Here is a 19650-nt window from a genome sequence, read left to right as displayed (position 1 = left end):
CTATCCATTAAACCCATGCGCTTTTCCACCTTTCCATTCTATTATACTATTTGATAAAATGGTTTTGGTAAAAGCACAAACTATTTTACACTCTCTCCCCATCTGCGATTATATACATTTCCATCCTTTTGAGATCAATTATAAAGCCTGCTTCCGTCATTACATCCAATCCGAGCAATCCATTTATATCTTCATATAAAAAGTCTGATATGTCCAACTGGAAATTTGTAATAGAAAATTCGGCTACGCTTATCTTATCCACATATTTTACAAACGCATGCTCTTTTCCGCCGATACCGTATGAAGTGACAATTTCGTCGTCGCCTTCAACTTTTATTCCTATGTCGCTGACGCTATCTTGCGATATCAAGGATTGGGACGCTCCGGTGTCAATTACAACGTTTTCAACTATCTTGCTTTTTCCTCTGTAGGTTATCTCCACTGAAGTAAAAAGTAGTCCGCCTCTGTTTTCTATTTTCATTCAGTTTATTCTCCTTAATGCTATCCTGTTTCGGATCTTGAGGATGATGTTCTCCTTTGATGTATGGAAAACCAGCAGGTTATCTTTTGATTTCAGCAATTCTCTGGTTGCATCCTGCTCACTTACAGGACTAATTATTGCAATATCATCAACATATTCAGCATCATTTTCTATATGTGATTTGAGAACTTCAAGTTTTATAAACTGATTCGGGTAAAGATTTCTAGCTTCCTCCCATTTCATAACAAACACCTCTATTCTGAATCTTTATTTTTATTATACCACTTTGTAAAGCATAAAAAAACATACAAAAAGAAGCGCCTGACTTTTGTCCGATATAATTCTCTCGACAGCGCCGAGAGTTTTTCATCATCGTTATAGGCTGCATAAAATCGCTTCATTTTTTAGCATTTATTATTCAACACCATCCTGGCATATTTCAAACAAATTGCCTTCCGGGTCTCTTCATGACAAGGGGACGGGGTTATCGACACCACATTTTGCATATCTTAAGGGGGACACTAATGTGAAAATAAAAAGCTCTTATAAGTAAAAAAGTGCAGAATTAGGAAAGCTCTGCATTGAAAACGCTGCTCATTTTTTATCACCTGTCGTAATCAAGATTTTTGCACTTTATAATACTTCCTAATAAATAGTAAGTGTATTATTTAAAGTATTGTAATCAAAAAAACTACATTCTATAGCCTCTAGCATATCGGCACTAGACATATTGTAAATTACTATTAGCCGTTTGAAGTCATGTGGTTTACGTTTTAGAGTAATAAACTTTTCCTCGTCTATGTAAATGATATGTTCGTGCGATATAAACATATTTCTCTTATCTTCAATATTAAATACATGTGTAGCTTTTCCCTGCTGCTTAAATCCAAATAGCTTTTTATTTGAATATATGACGTAATCATAAAGCAATTTATCCTTAACGGTTTTTGTTTGAGTAGTTTCCAAATCATAGCTTATGATTTCTGTTGCAATCTGTTTGAATAATTGAACCGAATAAATTATTTTTCTATTATCAACTGATACCACGCTTAAAGCACCTTTAAAATTACAGTCGCATAAAATAATCTTATTAATTGTAGCACCGTACTTAACATCATTTATCAAATTATCTACTTTATACAATATAAGCTTTTCAAATTGGTCAAAATATTCTGCGTTTTCTCCATATTTCTCCATATCATCCCAAAACCGCTTTTTTTCAAATGGTCTTATTCTTCCTGTTTTAATAAGAAGGTTTAAGCTACCATCATTAGATTTGCAAGTCCACGCTTCATCCATGCAGTGTAACGAATCTAAGTTGCCAACTTTCTCGGTAATGGAATATTTTTTCTTTTCCAATGAATCTATCAATAATAGATTTCCGAAAAAAGGTTGACCGTATTTGGGAAGGAAATTAGGTATTGCCATTATACAATATCTATCGTCCAATCCAATAATAACACTGTCTTTTATAAATAACGGAGTGTCAGTGTCATTGATTTCTAAACTTATTGTAATTACATTCTCTTCATTCCATTCCATGCAGTTAAATTTGTTAAGACTTATAAAATAATTACTCTCTTGCTTAAAAACAGAGCTATAGTATAGTGTAGCACAAGCACTAACGTGACTAATTATATCAGCAGGATAATTAAACGCATAACTACTTACGGAATGTGTAAGTGTATTTAGCTTTTTTATCCCAATATATTGAATAGGTTCACCAGAATTGCTTAAATAATCATTTTGTTCAATAAAAATCAAGCAATTCCCAAGGGATAAATTTGTTTTCATATAATTTCCATTTAATAAGCTATGAAGATTTAAAACATTAACCATGTATCCTCCTTTAAATCCAATATCCGTGGAGCTAATTGTAAAGCCCCACGAATAAGGAAAACATTCTATGTACCTCTTTTTTAGTAGAAACAATGAGCGTATTGAGACAATGAACCATACTTTGGATGATAATGATAATAATACCCTGAATCGCCATGACATTCTGGACCTCTAAACCCTGCGCCAACTGCGGAAGCCATTCCCATAGCTAGAGAACCATCCCTACTGAAAATATCTCCACCTATTGCCACTCTGTCGTATGCTGTCCAATAATCTATTGCAGGTCCAATGTAAACATCACCTTTTGTTATGGTAGCCATGTAATAGTCATATTGGTTTTGTCTTCTAATTGCCTCTACAACCTTTGACGCAACATAGTATGTAGCCCCTGCTATTACTACAGTTGCAGCAGTTGCAAGTAAAGCCATAATCAAAGCATCAAGAAGTCCAATTGCAATAGGAATTGCTATTACGAATTGAGCTTTTGCCTTATCGGACTTACCTATTTTGTATTCCTTTTTTGCTTCTTTGTCGGTAACTATTGCAGAGAAGTTATCTCCGTCATAGTCTTGAACTTTTACACCGTAAGTAGTTTCTTTCTCCGCAACACTTTCAGCTAAAGCTCCCTTTTTATTTTTCTTCTTTTCCACTACTTTAACAGTGATTTCACTAGTCTTTTTATCCAATGTTGCGTATATTTTGTCACCTTCATATTCTGTCATTACCTTGGTAATGTTGCTATCATCTTGTACAACTTTAATGTTTTTGTCGAACTGTCCTTTTTCTTCTGCAAATGCTACGCTATTAAAACAGAAAGAAACAACAAAACATAAGCAAACCAATAAGCATATTATTTTTCTAAAATTCGCCTTCATTGAAATATCTTCCTTCCATATTCACGTTATTTGATTAATTTATTTTTAAGGAAATAAATCCTTCCCCATAAGTACTGTCCTTACCTTTATCCCCTAAATCTTTTGATAATTCCTTCAAGATACTATATATTTCACCATGTGAAACATTCCTGCTATTAGGCAAACCAAACTTAGAGGGATTTTGAAGTATTAGTGCTATCAATCCAGTAACATGTGGGGCTGCCATTGATGTACCGCTGTATACCTCATAACCTCCATTACTTGAAGTTGAAACCACATTGACACCAGGCGCACAAAAATCTATCTTTCCTCTGGGTGCGTTCCTGGCTATCTTGTATTTTTCGTCTACTGCTGTAACAGAAATTACTTTATCGTAGGAAGCAGGATAGCCTACTTCCCCACCGTATGTGTTACTTGCTGAGGCAACAATTATGATACCTTCGTCTAACGCTTTTTTAATTGCAATTTCCAGAAAAGGCTTGTTGTCTGGTATTGCAAAGCTCATGTTGATAATCTGAATTTTATTTTCGATACACCAATCAATACCTTTTACAATATCTGCAATATCACCTTCCCCGTACTTATCAAGCACCTTAACAGGATATAATTCAACATCTGGAGAAACGCCGACAATTCCGATTTCATTGTTACATGCTGCAATAATTCCAGCAATTAAACTCCCATGGCTAAAATTGTCTAATGCTGGCTCTCCAGGCGTTACAGCGTTAAAGCCATTCTTAATATTCTCCCCATAGTCAGGATGCTTGAAATTAATACCACTATCCATTACTGCTACTTTGATACCCCTTCCAGTTGTTTCAGACCAGAAAGCAGGGGCATTAATCTTACTTGTACCCCAAGGGATTATTTGCTCGCTTTTAAGAGCCTCTGTGTTGATAGTTTTCTCATGCACATTAGTGCCATTCCAAAAAAAGAACAGAAACCAAAAGGTCATAAGAGCAATCAATAGCACTAATCCCAATAAAACCTTTCTTTTCATTTACATGAAAGTCCCTTCCGAGTTAAACTTAGTATAAATGCATTTATATATATATGCGTACGCATTTTAATATCTTTAAACCTTTCGCTTCCTTGCTTACTACTTAAAGACACTAAAATCATTATAAAGTACCAGATAATTGGTAATTTACTTTTTGATTATTATAATCAAATCATTTTTGAATGTCAACCTTAATTTTGATAAAATATTACATACATAAGCATCATAGACATATTTCATTCATTTTCAACATCAACCGACATAGATAAAGTATTTCCAGCAAATTACCTTTTCTTGATTATTTTCTGGTATGGTAATGGGGACATTCCTCAAAAATTAAAGCAAAGCGGTCCCAGCACAATGCAATACGCTGTGAGCCTTTGCTCTACTTTTCAGATGTGCTTTTTGAAGTATTCCCTGAAAAATTCTCCAAAGTATTTTCAACGGAATGTTGAGAAGCGTCCCCCATAAGGAACTGCAAAAACAGGCAGTTGAATTTCTCCAGCTCATCATAGAAAACACCGTGTCCCGCGCAATTAAAGCTGTAAAGCTGAGAGCCCTTGATGTTTGCGTTTAAAATGAGTGCAAAGGTAAATGGGCACACTCTGTCCTGCATCCCACGGAGATGGGGACATTCCTCAAACTTAATGTGCGTTAAGTTTGAGGAATGTCCCCAAATTTTGTAGGGAACATCCCCCGTGATGTTCCGCCCCCGTCAGGAATCGGGGCGCCATGGGAGAGGAACGCCACAGGGGGCGTTCCGTACAAATCGCTTTCATGCATTCTTCTGTGCCGGAAAGGGTATGATTGTCCTGCTTTTCTTCATGTTTCAAGCGAGAAAAAAATAAGCGTACCATGTTAAATGTAAATGGGGACATTTCTCAACCATAATGCAGAGATTTTGCTTTATTGTTGAGGAATGTCCCCAAATTTTTTTAGAAAATTTGCTGATTTGCTGAGAAATGTCCCCGGCAAAAAAGACGGGTATTAGCTTAATATTGTTGAATTATTACATTTTATACATATAAATACCTTGTATGTAAATTTGTGTATTGACAAATAAACATAAATATAATACAGTGTCCACAGAGCTAATTATAAATATTACGATATATGATTATGTTGAATTATGTATTTTTGATTTGGGGGAGGAATGAAAAAATGGGATATTTCAAAGACAACCGCAAGGTATTTATTCTCCTCAATATTACTCACGACTGTAATATGAGATGTAAATATTGCTATTACCAACAGGAAATGAATGAAAAGCCCGGAAAGATGAGTTATGAGGTTTTGGAGGCTGCTATAAAAAGGGCTGCGGAAAGTTCTTTTGAAAAATTGATGTTTACGGCTCATGGAGGAGAACCTCTGACAAGGGGTATGGGTTTTTTTACCGATATGTTGGACATGCAGAAGAAACATTTAGAGGGAAGAAGTTATTCTAACTTTGTGCAGACGAACGGTACACTGCTGACCAGGGAATTTATAAGCTTGTTTAACGAGAATGATTTTGGAGTAAGCTTATCACTGGATGGACCTGCATCTATGCAAGACAAATATAGAGTATATAGCAATGATAGAGGGACATTTGATGATATAATGAAGAATATAGGTATAATGGAAGAAATAGGGTTGAGGTTCGCAGCTCTTTCGGTGTGCAGCAACGACACCGTAAAAAATATGCTTAGCTATTATGATTTATTTAAGGAATTTAAGAATTTTGACGGAATGGATCTTGTTTGTCCACAAATTCAATATACGCCCGATATGATTACGACCGGCTATTACGGAAAGGGATTAATCGAATTGTTTGACCGATGGTTTTACGACACGGAATGTATGTTTGAAATACGCGTTCTGTCTTCATTTGTTTTTAGCATCTTACTTTCAAGACCACGCATGTGCTTTTTTGTAAATAATTGCTTTTCAAATTACGTTATGGTTTCGGTTGAACCTGACGGAAGTGTTTCTCCTTGTGACAGCAATCCTGAAATTAAAATTGGAAACATATTGGATGATTCTCTAGAAAGTCTGATATTTAAAAATCCAATTAAAAAAATGTATAGCGTCGGTGAACAGAAAAGGCTGGAGGATTGCTTGTTTTGTGAATGGTATAGCTGCTGCAACGGCGGTTGTCCATCCCTTCTTGATAATAACGGAAAACAGCTTTATTGTGAGGATTATAAAATGGTGCTGTCACACATAAAAAATACGTTAGAAAAGGTTGGGGTGTGCAGAGAGGAAATCCTAGGTGAAGAGTCTTTTAAAAACATACCAAATCCGTGCTTGAGGATGCAGTTGAAGAAAATATACAAGGAGATTCAGGGTGATAGCCCGGATGCCTGCAATCTGGAAGTTAAGAACCCCGCATAGCGGCGTTTATGAAGTATTTTTCAATATGCCTGATTTTATGAGTAAATAATGTTTAGCTTTATGGTATGGCAATAGATTGTAATTTTCGGAAGATATTTGTAAGTATGCAAAAGTAAATCAAAATAAATTACTAGGGGGTGAAAATATGAAAAATGTAAAAATCTTAAATGCTTCTGCTTTAAATTTAAACGTACAAAAGGCTTCTAAGGCTATGCCGTGTGATGTTACTGTTTATGCAAGATGGACATACAGATTCTAGTCAAATAAGATATTAAAAGAATGACTTTAAACTGATATTACAATTTGTGCCATACCATATTTATATAATTTTCCATATGGATGGAGGCTGGTTTTATGATAGAGAATTCTCTTGATACAAGAGTTTTTCCGTTTTTTAATAAACAGGGAACGGAATATATATATTCCGGATTAAGCGGGCTGATACTGGAATATGACGAGCTTGTCAAAGAGGCCGTGAGTGAGTCCGGTAAAGCAAGCGACGAAATATATGACTATATATTTAGTGATCCTTTTGTAAACACGGATTTTACTTTTTTTGAGGAAGAACCATTTATAGACACTTTGACAATTTTCACAACAAACCAGTGCAATCTTAATTGCTCATATTGTTTTGAAAAGGTAAATCAAATAGATAAAAGCTTAAGGATGGATATTAAAACTTTCAGAGATGGAATCAATTTTTTCATTTCAAATTTTACATATGACTCTGTAATTAATATAGCGTTCTTTGGAGGAGAACCTTTGCTGAATTTTCATTTTATGAAAGAAGCTGTTGACTTTTTAGAGGAAATAGAAAAGCGCAATAAGGTTAAGTTTACATATTGTGTAACCACCAATGGTACTTTGCTTAATCAAAAGGAAATCGCGGATTTTTTGATCAGTAATGATTTTAATGTTACCATAAGCATTGACGGAAATCAAAAGGAGCATGATAAGAACCGACATTTTTTAAATGGAAATGGAAGCTATCAAATGATTACCCAAAATGTAAAAGAGCTTTCAAAATATATGGATATAACGGCAAGGACAACTATTACTTCCCCTCATACCGATTTTGTTGCCTTATATGAAGACCTGCATAGCACAGGAGTTAAGGGAATCATTTTAGATTTTGTATCGGCAAAGGATAAATACAAAAAAGAGGATTATGAGGCTTTGGCGGAAAATCTGAAAGCTTTTGCGGACTACTGCATAGATAATATTAAACAGAAAAAAGTAATACGCATAAAAAATTTTTTAGAAACCCTTCACTCTATACATTATGGGAGCAGGAACGGTCCTAAATATTTTCCTTGTGAAGCAGGTGTTTCATATTATTCGTTAGTCCCCGGAGGGGATATTTACCCCTGCCACCGTTTCAATAACGTAAAGGAGTATTGGTATGGAAATATATATGAAAGCTTCAATAATGACAGACGAAGGGAATTCTCAAGCAGTCATATGGTGTTTGTAAGAAATGCGGGAAAATGTATGGATTGCTGGGCAAAGTACCTTTGTGGGGGGACTTGTTATAATGCTGCTTACTATTCCGAAGGCGATTCAATTTTGAATTCTGAAATTCACTGTGATTTCAAACGTGAGATAATTAAAAGCTGCTTGTATATCTATGCCTCTCTAAATGAGAATGACAGAGTTTTTTTAGATAATATTCTGTAGCTTTATAAAATTATTTTATTTATAAGCTGTATAAATAAATTGAGACCGAAAAACGCATATATTTGTTTTGCCTTCTCAAAGAGGTAAGGAGATTTTGAACAATGTGTAACCAAGATGGAGGTATTTGCAGAGAGGAAACGGAATTAAAATTTTACCCCCGGTACAATGAAAATGAATGGCCTGCCGAATGGATAGAAGAGGTTGGCAATTACATGCATCACAGTTACCGTATAATATCAGATTACACTCCGCTGTCCGGTTTGCCTGAAATAATATTTGTACAAAAGGAATACACTGTTGAAACTCTTGAAAGGGTAAATTTACCGGAATGGGTAAGTGCTTTTACAATAGAAGGGACAATCTACGCGTTGTTTAATGACAAGAATGCAAGGTGGAGGTCTGTTATTGATCATGAAATGTTCCATGCAGGGGTAAATATGTTTCTTGGAAGCAAGGATGATTTGCCGGTTTGGTTTAATGAGAGTATCGCATACTTTGTGGGAAACAACTATGCTGTTGATGCATGGAGCTTATGCCACTACGTGGTTGAGCATTTTAACACAGTATCCGGATGGATTGAGAAGGATCATGTGTTATCACACGAACATATAGGATATGAGATTGTAAAATCCTTGGGAGAGTATATTTGCAAGACTTATGGAGCCAATAAAATAAAGTGTCTGATAGAGGAGATGAAAAAAGCAAATTACTTTAATACGGCACTCCATAAGGTGTTTAACATTGATGTGCCAACACTTGTAAAAGGTTGGCGCGATAATCTGCTGCAAATTTGTTACACATGAAGGAGAGGAGCTTTACATTGAATGAAATACTAAAAATGGTCAAATATTTAAAAGTTCATTCAAAAGAAACAGTCTATTCCATTTTAATCATTATTGGAAGTACTGTAACTATGGTATTCTTGCCTCTGGCATATAAAAATATTGTGGATAGGGGCATTATGCAAAGGAATCTTTCCAATATAGCCTATAATCTTCTTTTGGTAGTACTCCTTATTCTACTCAAAGAAGGTTTTAATTTGTTTCAGACCATAATCTCTTCCGATATCCGGCAAAAAGTATTTTCAGAAATAAGATTTGATGTATACCGTCACCTACAGGAGATGTCCTTGAATTTCTATTCAAAGAAACAAACGGGGAGCTTGATTTCAAGGATTGTAAATGATGTGGATGCGCTTGAACACTTAATGACGGAAAAATTCGTATTCCTGTTAAGAGATTTTTTTATAGTTTCCGCAATTATTTCGATTATTTTTTTCTTTAGTTATAAATTTGCACTGTTAAGCTTGCTGTTTATCCCTATTTTTGCGCTTGTTTTTAGGACATTTAAAAAAACTGTATATAATATGGGCAAAAAGGTGGTGGAAAAACAGGAAAATTTAATGGGGAATTTACAGGAGACCATCGCAGGTGTGGAGACCATACAATCTTATGACACTAGTAAAAGCAAGCTTAAGGAAGTAAACCATAGAATAGCTGATACGGAAAAAACAAAAAAACTTCTATATATAAGACGTGCGCTTGCACAATCTTCATCGGTCAGTATTTCAATTTTTTCAATGGTCTTGTTATGGGGATATGGCGGATATGAGGTGCTGGAAGGCAGACTTTCAATGGGTGTTCTCATAGCAATTTCCTATTATGCTAATAATTTAATAGAATATATCACCGATGCCTTCAATATCATCATTAACATGCAGATTGCTCTTCCTTCGGTACGAAGAATCTTCGATATGCTGGATACTGAGCCTGAAATAAAAGACAGAGAAAATGCTGTGGAGCTATATAACCCTAAAGGGGATATTTTATTTGAAAATACTTGTTTTTCATATGAAAAAGGAAGATATATTTTAAAAGATGTTAATCTATCATGTAGCGCTAATACCTTCATTGGTATTGTAGGGGAGAGCGGACAGGGTAAAACTTCTTTTGTTAAGCTAATACAAAGATTTTATGATCCTGTAAGCGGAAATATATTTTTAGATGGGATTAATCTGAAGAATATTAAGATTGAATGTTTAAGACGACATATTGCAATGATAAATCAGGAAACATTTATTTTCAATGCAAGCATTAAAGAAAATATATTGGTGAGCCGCGGCAATATACCGATGGAAAGAGTGATATGGGCCGCAAAGATTGCAGATGTACATGATTTTATCATTTCTCTGCCGGAGGGCTATGACACAATTGTAGGTGAAAGAGGGATGGGACTTTCCGGGGGACAGAAAAAGAAAATAGCAATAGCAAGGGCTGTATTGCTTGATTCAAAGATAATTATTTTGGATGAGGCTACAGCCGATCTGGACGAATTTTCCGAGAAGTCGGTTCTTAACTGTATTAAAGAAATTTCCAAGGATAAAGTTATCTTTATGATTACACATAAATTATCGAACTTAAGCTTTGCAGACAGAATACTTGCAGTATCGAATTCAAAAATACTGGAATATAAAAGTTTGCAGGAATATAGAGCGTTTCTGGAATCTACTGCTTCATAAGAATGGAGGCTAATCGGGTATGGATGTTTTCTTTACGGAAGAAATTTTAAAAAAAGGTGAAATTCTACTTGTTATACCTCCCTTTTCAATGATAGAGACACCTTCGATAGGTGTACACACGTTAAAAGCGTGTGTAGAAAAAAGGGGCTTTCCCGTTGAGATAGCTTATGTAAACCTTGCTCTTGCTTCAGTGCTTGGGGAAGAAAACTATCAAGCTATAATGGCTCCTTCCGACAGGATGTTAGGTGAATTATTCTTTGCTAATGCCGCTTATGGTACACAGCCCTTCCAACAAAGTGGGAATTATCTTGAAACATTCTTTGAAGTACACTCGCCTGTGGATATAGAGCACATAAAAGAAACCTTACGAACACTTGAGGATTGGATAAATCAAGTTGCAGATGAAATTCTCCAATTCGGCTATAAAATCATTGGATTTTCAACTACCTTTTCACAGACAGCTTCAAGCATAGCCCTAATCAACAGGGTTAAAAGCAAAAATCCTGAAATTGTCACAGTCATAGGGGGAGCTAATTGCGAGGGGGAAATGGCAGAAGGAATTTTATCCTTGAGCGGCAATATAGATTATGTTTTTTCGGGGGAGGGGGAAGAGGTATTTCCCGGATTTATAGAAAGGGTTTTGAGGGGAGAATACATAGAGAATAAAATTATAAATGGAAGTCCGTGCATGGATATTAACCAAATCCCTGTCCTTGACTATACATCATATTATAAACAAATAAACCGTTTTATTTCGGATAGCAAATTTTTAAAAACAAAAAGCCTCCTATTACCTTATGAAAGCAGCAGGGGATGTTGGTGGGGACAAAAGCACCAGTGCAATTTTTGTGGTCTGAACGGAAAAAATATTGGGTTCAGGGAAAAAACTACAGATAAAATTGTAGAGGATCTGAAGGTGCTTCTCAATAAACACCCGTCAAACAACGTATTTATGGTAGACAATATAATGCCATACCACTCAATGAATATACTTATGGACTGCTTCAAAAATGAACTTTCCGGCACAAGCTTTTTTTATGAGGTGAAGTCCAATTTGACATTAGAGCAGCTTGATACTTTAAAAAATGCAGGAGTTGATCGGGTTCAGCCTGGTATAGAAGCCATTTCTACTAAGCTTTTAAAACGGATGAATAAAGGTGTTCAAGCAAGGGATAATCTCAGGTTTTTAAAAAATTCAAGGATACTTGAGATTAATGCCGCTTGGAATTTATTGTATGCATTCCCGGGCGACACGCACGGAGAATATGAAGAAACCTTGAGACTTATTCCCCTTATTGTACATCTTCAGCCCCCGAATGTTTTTGGACAAATGACATTGCAGCGATTTAGTAAATATTATTGTTCTCCGGATGAATTCGGAATAAAAAATATTCGTCCTGTGGATACATATAGGTTATTTCTTCCCAGACATGCGGAAATAGCAAAGTTAGCATATTATTTTTGGGGTGAGTATGAATATTTTTCGCGGGACGATGAGGAGTTAATTATTAAAATTAAAGAATCGATAAACCGGTGGAAAAAATTGTGGAATAGAAATCCTGTGCCGAAGCTTCAGGCTAATAGGATTTCTAAGGACAGGTATCTCTTGATGGATACAAGAGGACTGCAAGGGACTAAAACTATACAGGCTATTACACACAAGCAGGCAATGGCGGCACTGACGGATACCCGAGCGCCAGCTGCAGAAAGCTTGCCGGAAGAAATGGAATGGGCTATAAAGCAAAAGCTTATTGTTGAGGTTGACTCCTGGTATGTTTCACTTGTTACAGCTCCTGTGGAACTAATACTTGAGCTAAGGAGGCAGGGAGGGAACGCCCCCGGTGGCGTTGCCGCTTTATTTTCAAGCTAAATGTCCCCGACAACTCGGCAAAATATTTTGCTTTATACTTGTATATCCTAAGGAAATATGTTAAACTTAATAAGCTAATCTTAATAATGGGTTGATTTATTTTTGACAAAACTCTCTTTAAAATTAATTTGGAGTGAGCTTGCCTCAGGAATTTTTAAATCCAAATAATTTAAGGAGGTATATAGATATGGCAGATAAGACTATTACATGTAAGGATTGCAATTCAACTTTCATTTTTAATGAGAGTGAGCAGGCTTTTTACAAGGAAAAAGGTTTTGAAAACGAACCACAGAGATGTCCCGACTGCAGGGCCGCAAGAAAGCAGCAGAGAGGGAATCGTGGAGGCGGAAACAGAAGCTTCGGTGGCGGAAATAGGTGGTAATTAAAAGGAGAGTTATAACTCTCCTTTTTTCATAAGGCTTTGAAAATAACAGGTTTTCATATTGATTTTATAAGAGTAATTGTTTAAATTATGCAACAAATATTTGAGGGAGGTATGCTGTATTAAAAAAAATGAATTGCTTGTCAATGAGGATATAAGAGATAAGGAGATCCGACTTATTGACGCCGACGGTTCTATGCTGGGGGTCCTAGCTACAGCGGAGGCTCAAAAGCTGGCGTATTCGAAAAATCTAGATCTGGTAAAAATAGTACCCAACGCAGTTCCGCCGGTATGTAAGATAATAGATTACGGGAAAAGTGTTTTTGAACAGTCAAAAAAACAAAAAGAAGCAAAAAAAAATCAAAAGGTTGTGTCTCTTAAGGAAGTGAGATTGTCTGCGACAATTGAAGAGCATGATTTTAAATTTAAGGTAAAGAATGCATATAAATTTTTGCATGATGGAGATAAGGTTAAAGCAAGTATCCGGTTTAAAGGAAGAGAAATGAGATATACGGTGTCAGGACAAGAGGTGCTTTTAAATTTTGCCGAGGCAGTAAAAGAGGTTGGGATAGTTGAAAAACAGCCGCGGCTTGAAGGCAGAAGCATGACAATGATATTAAATCCTAAAAAAGTGTTATAGCGGTATAAAATTTGTACATGCACAAATTTCAAATGATTTTCATATATCTATAAGGTAGCCTATTTTTAGGAGGTGCCTTGATTGTTTTCAGTTTTTTTCTCGTCAATAATAGATGCAATCAGCAGTATAATAGTGCTTTGCGGCTATGTATCAAATCCCAATTCTTTTCCCCAGCCTCTTTCACCTGAGGAAGAACAGAAATACATCGAAATGTATAAAAATGGCAATGAAGATTCAAGGAATATACTTATAGAAAGAAACCTGCGGCTCGTTGCCCATATTGTGAAAAAATATAATTCCTACGGAAGCGATTGTGATGATTTGATCTCTATCGGGACGATAGGACTGATTAAAGCCATATCCACGTTTGACCAAGACAAGGGAACCAGATTGGCAACTTACGCTGCAAGGTGTATTGAAAATGCTATATACCTCCTCGCGGAAACATCTAACTGCTTTCATCACTGCCTCATTCATATAGAGTATGAAGTTTAGCTGCTGCCAAAGATAGAGTGGGGCAGCATTTTAAAGCTGTAAAAGGATACGCCCCATAATAATTGCGTATCCTTTTACTATATTAGCTGATAGGTTAAAACGTAACTGCTACAGTAGAACTTTAGTGCTGTGATTAGCTTAACAGGTGCATTTTTATCAAAGCAAGATCCAGCGTATTTACCGAACCGTCAGAGTTATAGTCTGCAGCCTTCAATGCATCTCCTGTGAGCAGCTTGACCTCGAGAATATGCATTTTAAGAAGGGCGAAATCCACAGAGTTTATTGAGCCATCATTGTTTATGTCACCTAATTTAATTGTTGTGCCGTTGTCGGGTTTGGTTCCGTCGGGCTCAGTGCCGCCTACAAGAACGCCCAAATCATAAACGCAAATATAATCTGTCTTCACCGGTGTTCCGGTCCAGCTATCATCTACAATGCTCAAGTCCTGATGGCTCCAGTCATCTGTAGGGTTCCAATAATTTTGCCATGCGTAGGTTCCAAGGGCAAACTGGTATTTTTTATTTGAATTGGCTATGGCATAATTCGGCCAGGTTACTTCTATGTAATAAATATTATTGCTGTCTTTGTACTTATGGGGCCCTGAAAGAACTGCCGCGTAATTTGTCTCTGCCGCTGTCTGGTCATACAACTGTCTCAGCTCAATTTTATTGGGATCAAGTGAGGACATTCCGGTAGAGTCAAAAAAGTATCGGACCGAAATATTTTTAGAAGGCACCATTACTGAATCGGAACACACATACAGGGTTACCTCTGTAGCCTTTGGACCATCGGATTGTGCAATGTCTACGCCAAAGCCTTCTACCCAGTAAGTGGGAGTTCCCCCTGGGTCATTCGGATCGTCACCTCCCGGCGCGGGAGGGAAATCCTCGGTAACCTTCATGGAGGAATCACCGAAGAAGCGGTAAAGACCGGCACATGCTCCAACAAAAGCGGCATTGTAATCTATTGCTACTTCGTTGTAAATATAATCCGCCGTTACGTCTATATGCTGATCATTTGAACCGGGCCCTCCTACCAATGCGCCGTAAAGCACATATTTGTGATCCCTTGTGTCCTCACATCTTGATAATCCGGAAGCCGCTCTGTGATGAGGATATTTTGCCGATATATCGTTGTATCCTACTATATAAGAACGTTTTATAGGGTTGTCTCCCATGAGGTAATTCATCTGCGATTTTGCCCACTGGCTGTATTTTGATGGAGTGTCCCCATGATGCTTGTCATAAACAAGGGCTAAAAGCTGTGTGGCGGTATTATACCTTGCGGAGCCCCATTGGCTGAGGAATGAGTATCCTGCTGGTGTTATGGTTGGAGTTCTGCCCTGCATCCAGTTATCTACGGTTTTGGCTATCTGGCTCCAGAAATTAATTTCCTCATAAGGACTCTTGCCTGAAGCCTTTTTATACCTGTCTTCAAACACCTGTCCGTTTTTATCGTACAAATCGTCTATTTCTGCCACAATACACATTGTGCCTGCCCAAACGTCATTCCAGCAATGAGTCCAGCAGGAGGGAGCATAATAATCCAGATATTTAAAAACAATGTCCAGATAGTGGTCGTCCTTTGTTGCTAAATATAACCATGATGCCGCCCAGCAGTAATCATCCTCCCATTTTAAGGAGTTATAATAGCCTTTAGGACCATCAGCATTACATGACTTATTACTGCATCTCTCAGCAAATTCAAATAATGCCTTTGCATATTTAAGGCTCTTTTGAGCATATGCCGGATCTTCATCCTTGAAATTCATATAATTGACTGCCAGAGAGGCTGCGGCTGCCGATACACAGTCGGTAGAAGGCAATTCGTCAGTGGCAAACCAGCCTCTTCTGAACATATCATCCTGTTCGGGTGCTTGCCAGGTCTGATGATCGATATCACCGTCTCCTACCTGGTAGCAAAATGCAATGGCCTTGCCTGATTGATTCAGGAATGTACACCTCATAAAATAGTCGTTGAAATACCTTAGAATTGTTTTAGCATGTTCATCCTGTCCGGTGGCTTCATATTGCTCCCTGAATTCATAAAATCCCCAGCCCAGGGTAGAGCCGGAATAGGCCTCGGGCATACCAAATTTTACATGGTCGCCTGCGTCATGAAAGCCTCCTGAAACATCAACTGTTCCATTTCCATCCGGGTCCAGCACGCTTCTGTTTTTCTCGATGAAGCTGCTGCTCATATTGGTGTTTATGCTATCTAACGGAAGCTCTGCATCATAAGTATGGCAGTTGTGCCTCCACTGGTACAGGTTGTTTTCATTAACGCCGGTGCCGCACATGTTGGCATCATAGAAAAACTGAGAATACTGCAATGCTTTCGCATAGTTAAATTCCAGCTCTTCAGCGTTGACCGTCATTGTGCCGGCCGAACCAAGGATCATAGTAAATGCCAAAATACATACCACAAATGTTCTGATTTTGTTTGAAAAAGCTTTTCTTTTTTTCATAGTTAACCCTCCATGCAGCTTTGCTGCAAAAAAATTCAGACTTGAAACCGGTTTTCTTTCCATCAGAAAGTGGTTTTCCAAGCTATACCTTGCTGCAAAATAAATTGCTTTTGGAATAAAATTGCATATCGGCTTACTAATTGTTGTTTACACAATATAGTTAAGCAGAATTCAATACCTGTCTATGAAATTTTCTGGTTCGTTGTTAGCTATGAATGTTGTTGATTTTAGAAATATATTGAATCTAACGCTTTTTAATATATTTCCAAAGCAGACGAAGAATTTTTAATTTGGATTTTATAGAACTATACTGTGTATAAAAATTCCATAAATTACCTTTGCCAGTCTCGGAAGATCTTGATAAACAAACTAGGCAGTGTTTGTTTTATTTATCGGCGTGCATTGATTTGTAAATTTTTTTCTTTTGACATAAGCGGCTAGCATATTTTTTCTCTCATTCATTCCCCCCATTCTTTCACATGCTTGCAATTTATAACATGCGTGTGCTTTTTTTGTATATATGTAGCGATAAAGATTTTACATGGAGGATATAACTTGATGGAAGAAATTTTTTTGACCCGTAAGGAATACATCTAAGAAAAGTGAATTTATTGCTCGGACCCTAGAGACATTTCCCTCAAATTCATCTTTTCGTTGCTATTAAAAATTTCCGTAAGCAATTATATCCTCTATGTTTGTAAAATCTTTATCGCGTCCTATATAGCTAAAGCCTATAATATAATTTTACATATAATATTTACCGCTGTCTACATTATTTAGAACTTAAATCAAATTTGGCCATGTTTTTTACTGCGATAAAAAATTTTGCAGACATGGTGATGAATATTGCTTTGAATGCAAGGTACAAGCAGCTTCAGCATAATATTAGATATAGAGGCGATTGCAAGTGAGGTGACAATATGGGCAGAAAGAAGGAGGACTATGTAATTTCGGTGCATTATCCTGAAGCAGATCAGGATATCGTAGAAATGAGAAGAAGAATGGGGGATGCATATATTGGTTTTGTGGAGGAATATATTTTGGCATTACCTGTGGGAGGTAAGCAAAAAAATGATATGTACACCCAAGTGGTGCAATACCTGAGGGCGGGGACATTCCTGCAAAAAAGGTAATTTAGTAAGAGGGTGATGCTTATTGAAGGCGGCAATTTATTCAAGGAAAAGCAGATTTACAGGTAAGGGAGAGAGCGTTGAAAACCAGATTCAGCTTTGTAAGGAATATGGAACCGTTCACCTTAAAATTGCCGAGGATGATTTTACAATATACGAGGATGAGGGCTTTTCAGGAGGAAATATCAACAGGCCACAGCTTAGAAAAATGCTTAAGGATGCCGGTGCAAATAAATTTGATGTTATCATTTGCTACAGGCTTGACCGCATAAGCAGGAATGTGTCGGACTTTTCACAGCTTATAAAGGATTTGAATAAATGCGGAGTAGCTTTTGTGTCTATAAGAGAGCAGTTTGACACCTCTACGCCGATGGGAAGGGCCATGATGTATATAGCGTCTGTGTTCTCCCAATTGGAGAGGGAGACTATTGCCGAGAGGATAAGGGATAATATGATCCAGCTTGCCAGAACCGGCCGCTGGTTGGGAGGGATACCACCTACAGGCTATAAGTCCGAGATGATAAATTATACTGATTCCAATGGAAAGGAGAGGAGAATGTTTAAGCTGTCCGCCATACCTGAAGAAATAAATGTGGTAAAGCTGATTTATGATAAATATATAAGTCTGAAATCCATAACTCAGGTTGAAAAATACCTTGCAGGGAACAATATCAGCACAAAAAACGGACTGGATTTCAGCAGGCATTCAATCAGGTTTATCCTTTCCAACCCCGTTTATGCTATTTCAGACAAGCCTCTATATGATTATCTTATAAGAGAAGGCTGTGATGTATGCTCCGGGCCGGAGGAGTTTAACGGAATCAACGGGCTGACGGGCTATAACAAAACAAAGCAGAGCGGCGAAGCCCGAAGTGACAGGTATAGACCCGTCAGTGAGTGGATATTGGCGGTAGGGCTGCACACCGGTATTATTGAGAGTAAAAGGTGGATTGAGGCGCAGGAGCTGCTCGAAAAAAACAAATCAAAGGCCTACCGAAGGGTGAAAAGCTCGCAGGCCCTGCTTTCGGGAATTTTACGGTGCTCCTTCTGCGGAAGCTATATGAGGCCTAAGGCAATGCAAAGGAAAAACTCGTATGGTGAGCAGGTTTTTTATTATATGTGTGAGCTGAAGGAAAAAAGCAGGAGGTCACGGTGCAACATTTCCAACATTAACGGCAATACACTGGACGCATCGGTGTTAAATGAGCTAAGACGGATTATAAAAAAGCATCCCCCTATGTTTGAGGGAATATCCCATACAGGGAGCCTGACTGAGGTAGCCGTAAGCAACCCGCAGCCTGAGATAGGCAAGCTTAGGGCAAGGGCAGAGGAGTTGGATTTGGAAGTTCAAAATCTGATAAATGCCATATCCAGAGGACAGAAGGAAGAGGTTTTAAATGTTATTTTAAGCAGTATTGAGGAATTGACTAAAGAAAGGGAGGATATTAAAAGAGAGCTGACAGGGCTGCAAAATGTCAAAAATGCTTATGACCTTAGTGAGCCAAAGCTTGAATTGATATCCCGCAGCCTCGCGGCTTTAAGCCCAAGCGCATGGGATTGGATGGGTGTTGAGTCTAAAAGAAGGATTATAAAGAGTGCGGTGGATAGGATAGACTGGGACGGGAAAAGCATTGATATAGTTCTGTCGGGAAGCAGGCATATAAAGAGTGACGGAATGACCTGTGCATATCGCGATGTGTTTCCGCACAGTGATAATAGCAAATGAAATTTTAATGCAAATAAGATCAACCAAGAAAATACAGAATGAGGTTTCACTGCAAGACCCTATAGGAGTAGATCGTGAGGGCAATGAAATAACATCGTCATGTTGTACGTTTTGCAGAAAGCGGGCGGGACAAGGCTTTAGGAAATACCTTTAAATTAAATTCATCTGATTTCCAGC

At 37.4% G+C, this 19650-nt stretch carries 17 protein-coding genes and 1 pseudogene; 11 read left to right on the top strand and 7 right to left on the bottom strand.

Annotated elements, in window-relative coordinates; translation table 11 throughout:
- Positions 1-85: 85 nt before the first annotated feature.
- From DFR58_RS20725 to DFR58_RS20700, 6 genes are all read right to left on the bottom strand, one after another.
- Positions 86-481 carry a retropepsin-like aspartic protease gene (locus tag DFR58_RS20725; protein ID WP_114300233.1) on the bottom strand — a complete coding sequence of 132 codons (396 nt, stop codon included), beginning with the start codon at positions 479-481 and terminating at the stop codon, positions 86-88.
- The gene (locus tag DFR58_RS20720; protein ID WP_114300232.1) at positions 482-724 is read right to left on the bottom strand and encodes a hypothetical protein; all 243 of its coding nucleotides are present in this window, start codon (positions 722-724) and stop codon (positions 482-484) included.
- Between the two features lie 402 nt (positions 725-1126).
- Positions 1127-2320 (bottom strand): hypothetical protein, encoded by a 1194-nt coding sequence (locus DFR58_RS20715; protein WP_114300230.1) that lies wholly within the window; start codon positions 2318-2320, stop codon positions 1127-1129.
- A gap of 80 nt (positions 2321-2400) precedes the next feature.
- Positions 2401-3195 (bottom strand): hypothetical protein, encoded by a 795-nt coding sequence (locus DFR58_RS20710; RefSeq protein WP_114300228.1) that lies wholly within the window; start codon positions 3193-3195, stop codon positions 2401-2403.
- 34 nt (positions 3196-3229) lie between these two features.
- Positions 3230-4195 (bottom strand): S8 family peptidase, encoded by a 966-nt coding sequence (locus tag DFR58_RS20705; protein ID WP_114300226.1) that lies wholly within the window; start codon positions 4193-4195, stop codon positions 3230-3232.
- Between the two features lie 385 nt (positions 4196-4580).
- Entirely contained in the window at positions 4581-4811 is a 231-nt protein-coding gene (locus DFR58_RS20700; protein WP_114300224.1) for a hypothetical protein, read from the bottom strand.
- Between the two features lie 545 nt (positions 4812-5356).
- On the opposite strand from DFR58_RS20700, the gene DFR58_RS20695 reads away from it, so the two are divergent.
- The 8 genes from DFR58_RS20695 to DFR58_RS20660 all read left to right on the top strand — a co-directional run bounded on the left by DFR58_RS20695 (position 5357) and on the right by DFR58_RS20660 (position 14150).
- On the top strand, positions 5357-6568 hold the full coding sequence (locus DFR58_RS20695) for a radical SAM/SPASM domain-containing protein (protein ID WP_170138263.1): 1212 nt from the start codon (positions 5357-5359) through the stop codon (positions 6566-6568).
- A gap of 354 nt (positions 6569-6922) precedes the next feature.
- Entirely contained in the window at positions 6923-8245 is a 1323-nt protein-coding gene (locus DFR58_RS20690) for a radical SAM/SPASM domain-containing protein (protein WP_170138262.1), read from the top strand.
- A gap of 101 nt (positions 8246-8346) precedes the next feature.
- Positions 8347-9048 (top strand): gluzincin family metallopeptidase, encoded by a 702-nt coding sequence (locus DFR58_RS20685; RefSeq protein WP_114300217.1) that lies wholly within the window; start codon positions 8347-8349, stop codon positions 9046-9048.
- A gap of 17 nt (positions 9049-9065) precedes the next feature.
- Positions 9066-10763, top strand: coding sequence for an ABC transporter ATP-binding protein (locus DFR58_RS20680; protein WP_170138261.1), 1698 nt, complete (start codon positions 9066-9068; stop codon positions 10761-10763).
- A 19-nt stretch (positions 10764-10782) separates the two neighbouring features.
- Entirely contained in the window at positions 10783-12633 is a 1851-nt protein-coding gene (locus DFR58_RS20675; protein WP_114300213.1) for a RiPP maturation radical SAM C-methyltransferase, read from the top strand.
- 187 nt (positions 12634-12820) lie between these two features.
- Complete coding sequence (locus DFR58_RS20670) at positions 12821-13015, top strand: zinc-ribbon domain-containing protein (RefSeq protein ID WP_114300211.1); 195 nt, start codon at positions 12821-12823, stop codon at positions 13013-13015.
- Between the two features lie 136 nt (positions 13016-13151).
- Positions 13152-13655: a translation initiation factor IF-3 gene (infC, locus tag DFR58_RS20665; protein WP_242987762.1), complete on the top strand. Its 504-nt coding sequence runs from the start codon at positions 13152-13154 to the stop codon at positions 13653-13655.
- An 81-nt stretch (positions 13656-13736) separates the two neighbouring features.
- Positions 13737-14150, top strand: a complete 414-nt coding sequence (locus tag DFR58_RS20660; RefSeq protein WP_207659307.1) for a sigma-70 family RNA polymerase sigma factor — start codon at positions 13737-13739, stop codon at positions 14148-14150.
- Between the two features lie 133 nt (positions 14151-14283).
- Here DFR58_RS20660 and DFR58_RS20655 read toward each other — a convergent pair whose 3' ends face one another.
- Complete coding sequence (locus DFR58_RS20655; protein ID WP_114300209.1) at positions 14284-16617, bottom strand: glycoside hydrolase family 9 protein; 2334 nt, start codon at positions 16615-16617, stop codon at positions 14284-14286.
- Positions 16618-17537: 920 nt separating this feature from the next.
- On the opposite strand from DFR58_RS20655, the gene DFR58_RS20650 reads away from it, so the two are divergent.
- From DFR58_RS20650 to DFR58_RS22455, 3 genes and pseudogenes are all read left to right on the top strand, one after another.
- Complete coding sequence (locus tag DFR58_RS20650) at positions 17538-17750, top strand: hypothetical protein (RefSeq protein WP_114300207.1); 213 nt, start codon at positions 17538-17540, stop codon at positions 17748-17750.
- 22 nt (positions 17751-17772) lie between these two features.
- Positions 17773-19473, top strand: coding sequence for a recombinase family protein (locus DFR58_RS20645; RefSeq protein ID WP_114300205.1), 1701 nt, complete (start codon positions 17773-17775; stop codon positions 19471-19473).
- Positions 19463-19567: pseudogene (locus DFR58_RS22455) on the top strand (RNA polymerase subunit sigma); the annotation flags it as partial. The gene DFR58_RS20645 and the pseudogene DFR58_RS22455, both read left to right, overlap by 11 nt.
- Positions 19568-19650 lie beyond the last annotated feature (83 nt).

Source organism: Anaerobacterium chartisolvens (assembly GCF_003337415.1).
Classification (GTDB): Bacteria; Bacillota; Clostridia; order Acetivibrionales; family DSM-27016; genus Anaerobacterium; species Anaerobacterium chartisolvens.
This window is presented reverse-complemented; position numbering and strand designations above follow the sequence as displayed.

Coding starts and splice junctions, on each gene's coding strand:
- DFR58_RS20650 (WP_114300207.1), top strand. CDS start 17,538: ATGGGCAGAAAGAAGGAGGACTATGTAATTTCGGTGCATTATCCTGAA.
- DFR58_RS20685 (WP_114300217.1), top strand. CDS start 8,347: ATGTGTAACCAAGATGGAGGTATTTGCAGAGAGGAAACGGAATTAAAA.
- DFR58_RS20710 (WP_114300228.1), bottom strand. CDS start 3,195: ATGAAGGCGAATTTTAGAAAAATAATATGCTTATTGGTTTGCTTATGT.
- DFR58_RS20720 (WP_114300232.1), bottom strand. CDS start 724: ATGAAATGGGAGGAAGCTAGAAATCTTTACCCGAATCAGTTTATAAAA.
- DFR58_RS20670 (WP_114300211.1), top strand. CDS start 12,821: ATGGCAGATAAGACTATTACATGTAAGGATTGCAATTCAACTTTCATT.
- DFR58_RS20700 (WP_114300224.1), bottom strand. CDS start 4,811: ATGCAGGACAGAGTGTGCCCATTTACCTTTGCACTCATTTTAAACGCA.
- DFR58_RS20675 (WP_114300213.1), top strand. CDS start 10,783: ATGGATGTTTTCTTTACGGAAGAAATTTTAAAAAAAGGTGAAATTCTA.
- DFR58_RS20715 (WP_114300230.1), bottom strand. CDS start 2,320: ATGGTTAATGTTTTAAATCTTCATAGCTTATTAAATGGAAATTATATG.
- DFR58_RS20655 (WP_114300209.1), bottom strand. CDS start 16,617: ATGAAAAAAAGAAAAGCTTTTTCAAACAAAATCAGAACATTTGTGGTA.
- DFR58_RS20690 (WP_170138262.1), top strand. CDS start 6,923: ATGATAGAGAATTCTCTTGATACAAGAGTTTTTCCGTTTTTTAATAAA.
- DFR58_RS20705 (WP_114300226.1), bottom strand. CDS start 4,195: ATGAAAAGAAAGGTTTTATTGGGATTAGTGCTATTGATTGCTCTTATG.
- DFR58_RS20725 (WP_114300233.1), bottom strand. CDS start 481: ATGAAAATAGAAAACAGAGGCGGACTACTTTTTACTTCAGTGGAGATA.
- DFR58_RS20695 (WP_170138263.1), top strand. CDS start 5,357: ATGGGATATTTCAAAGACAACCGCAAGGTATTTATTCTCCTCAATATT.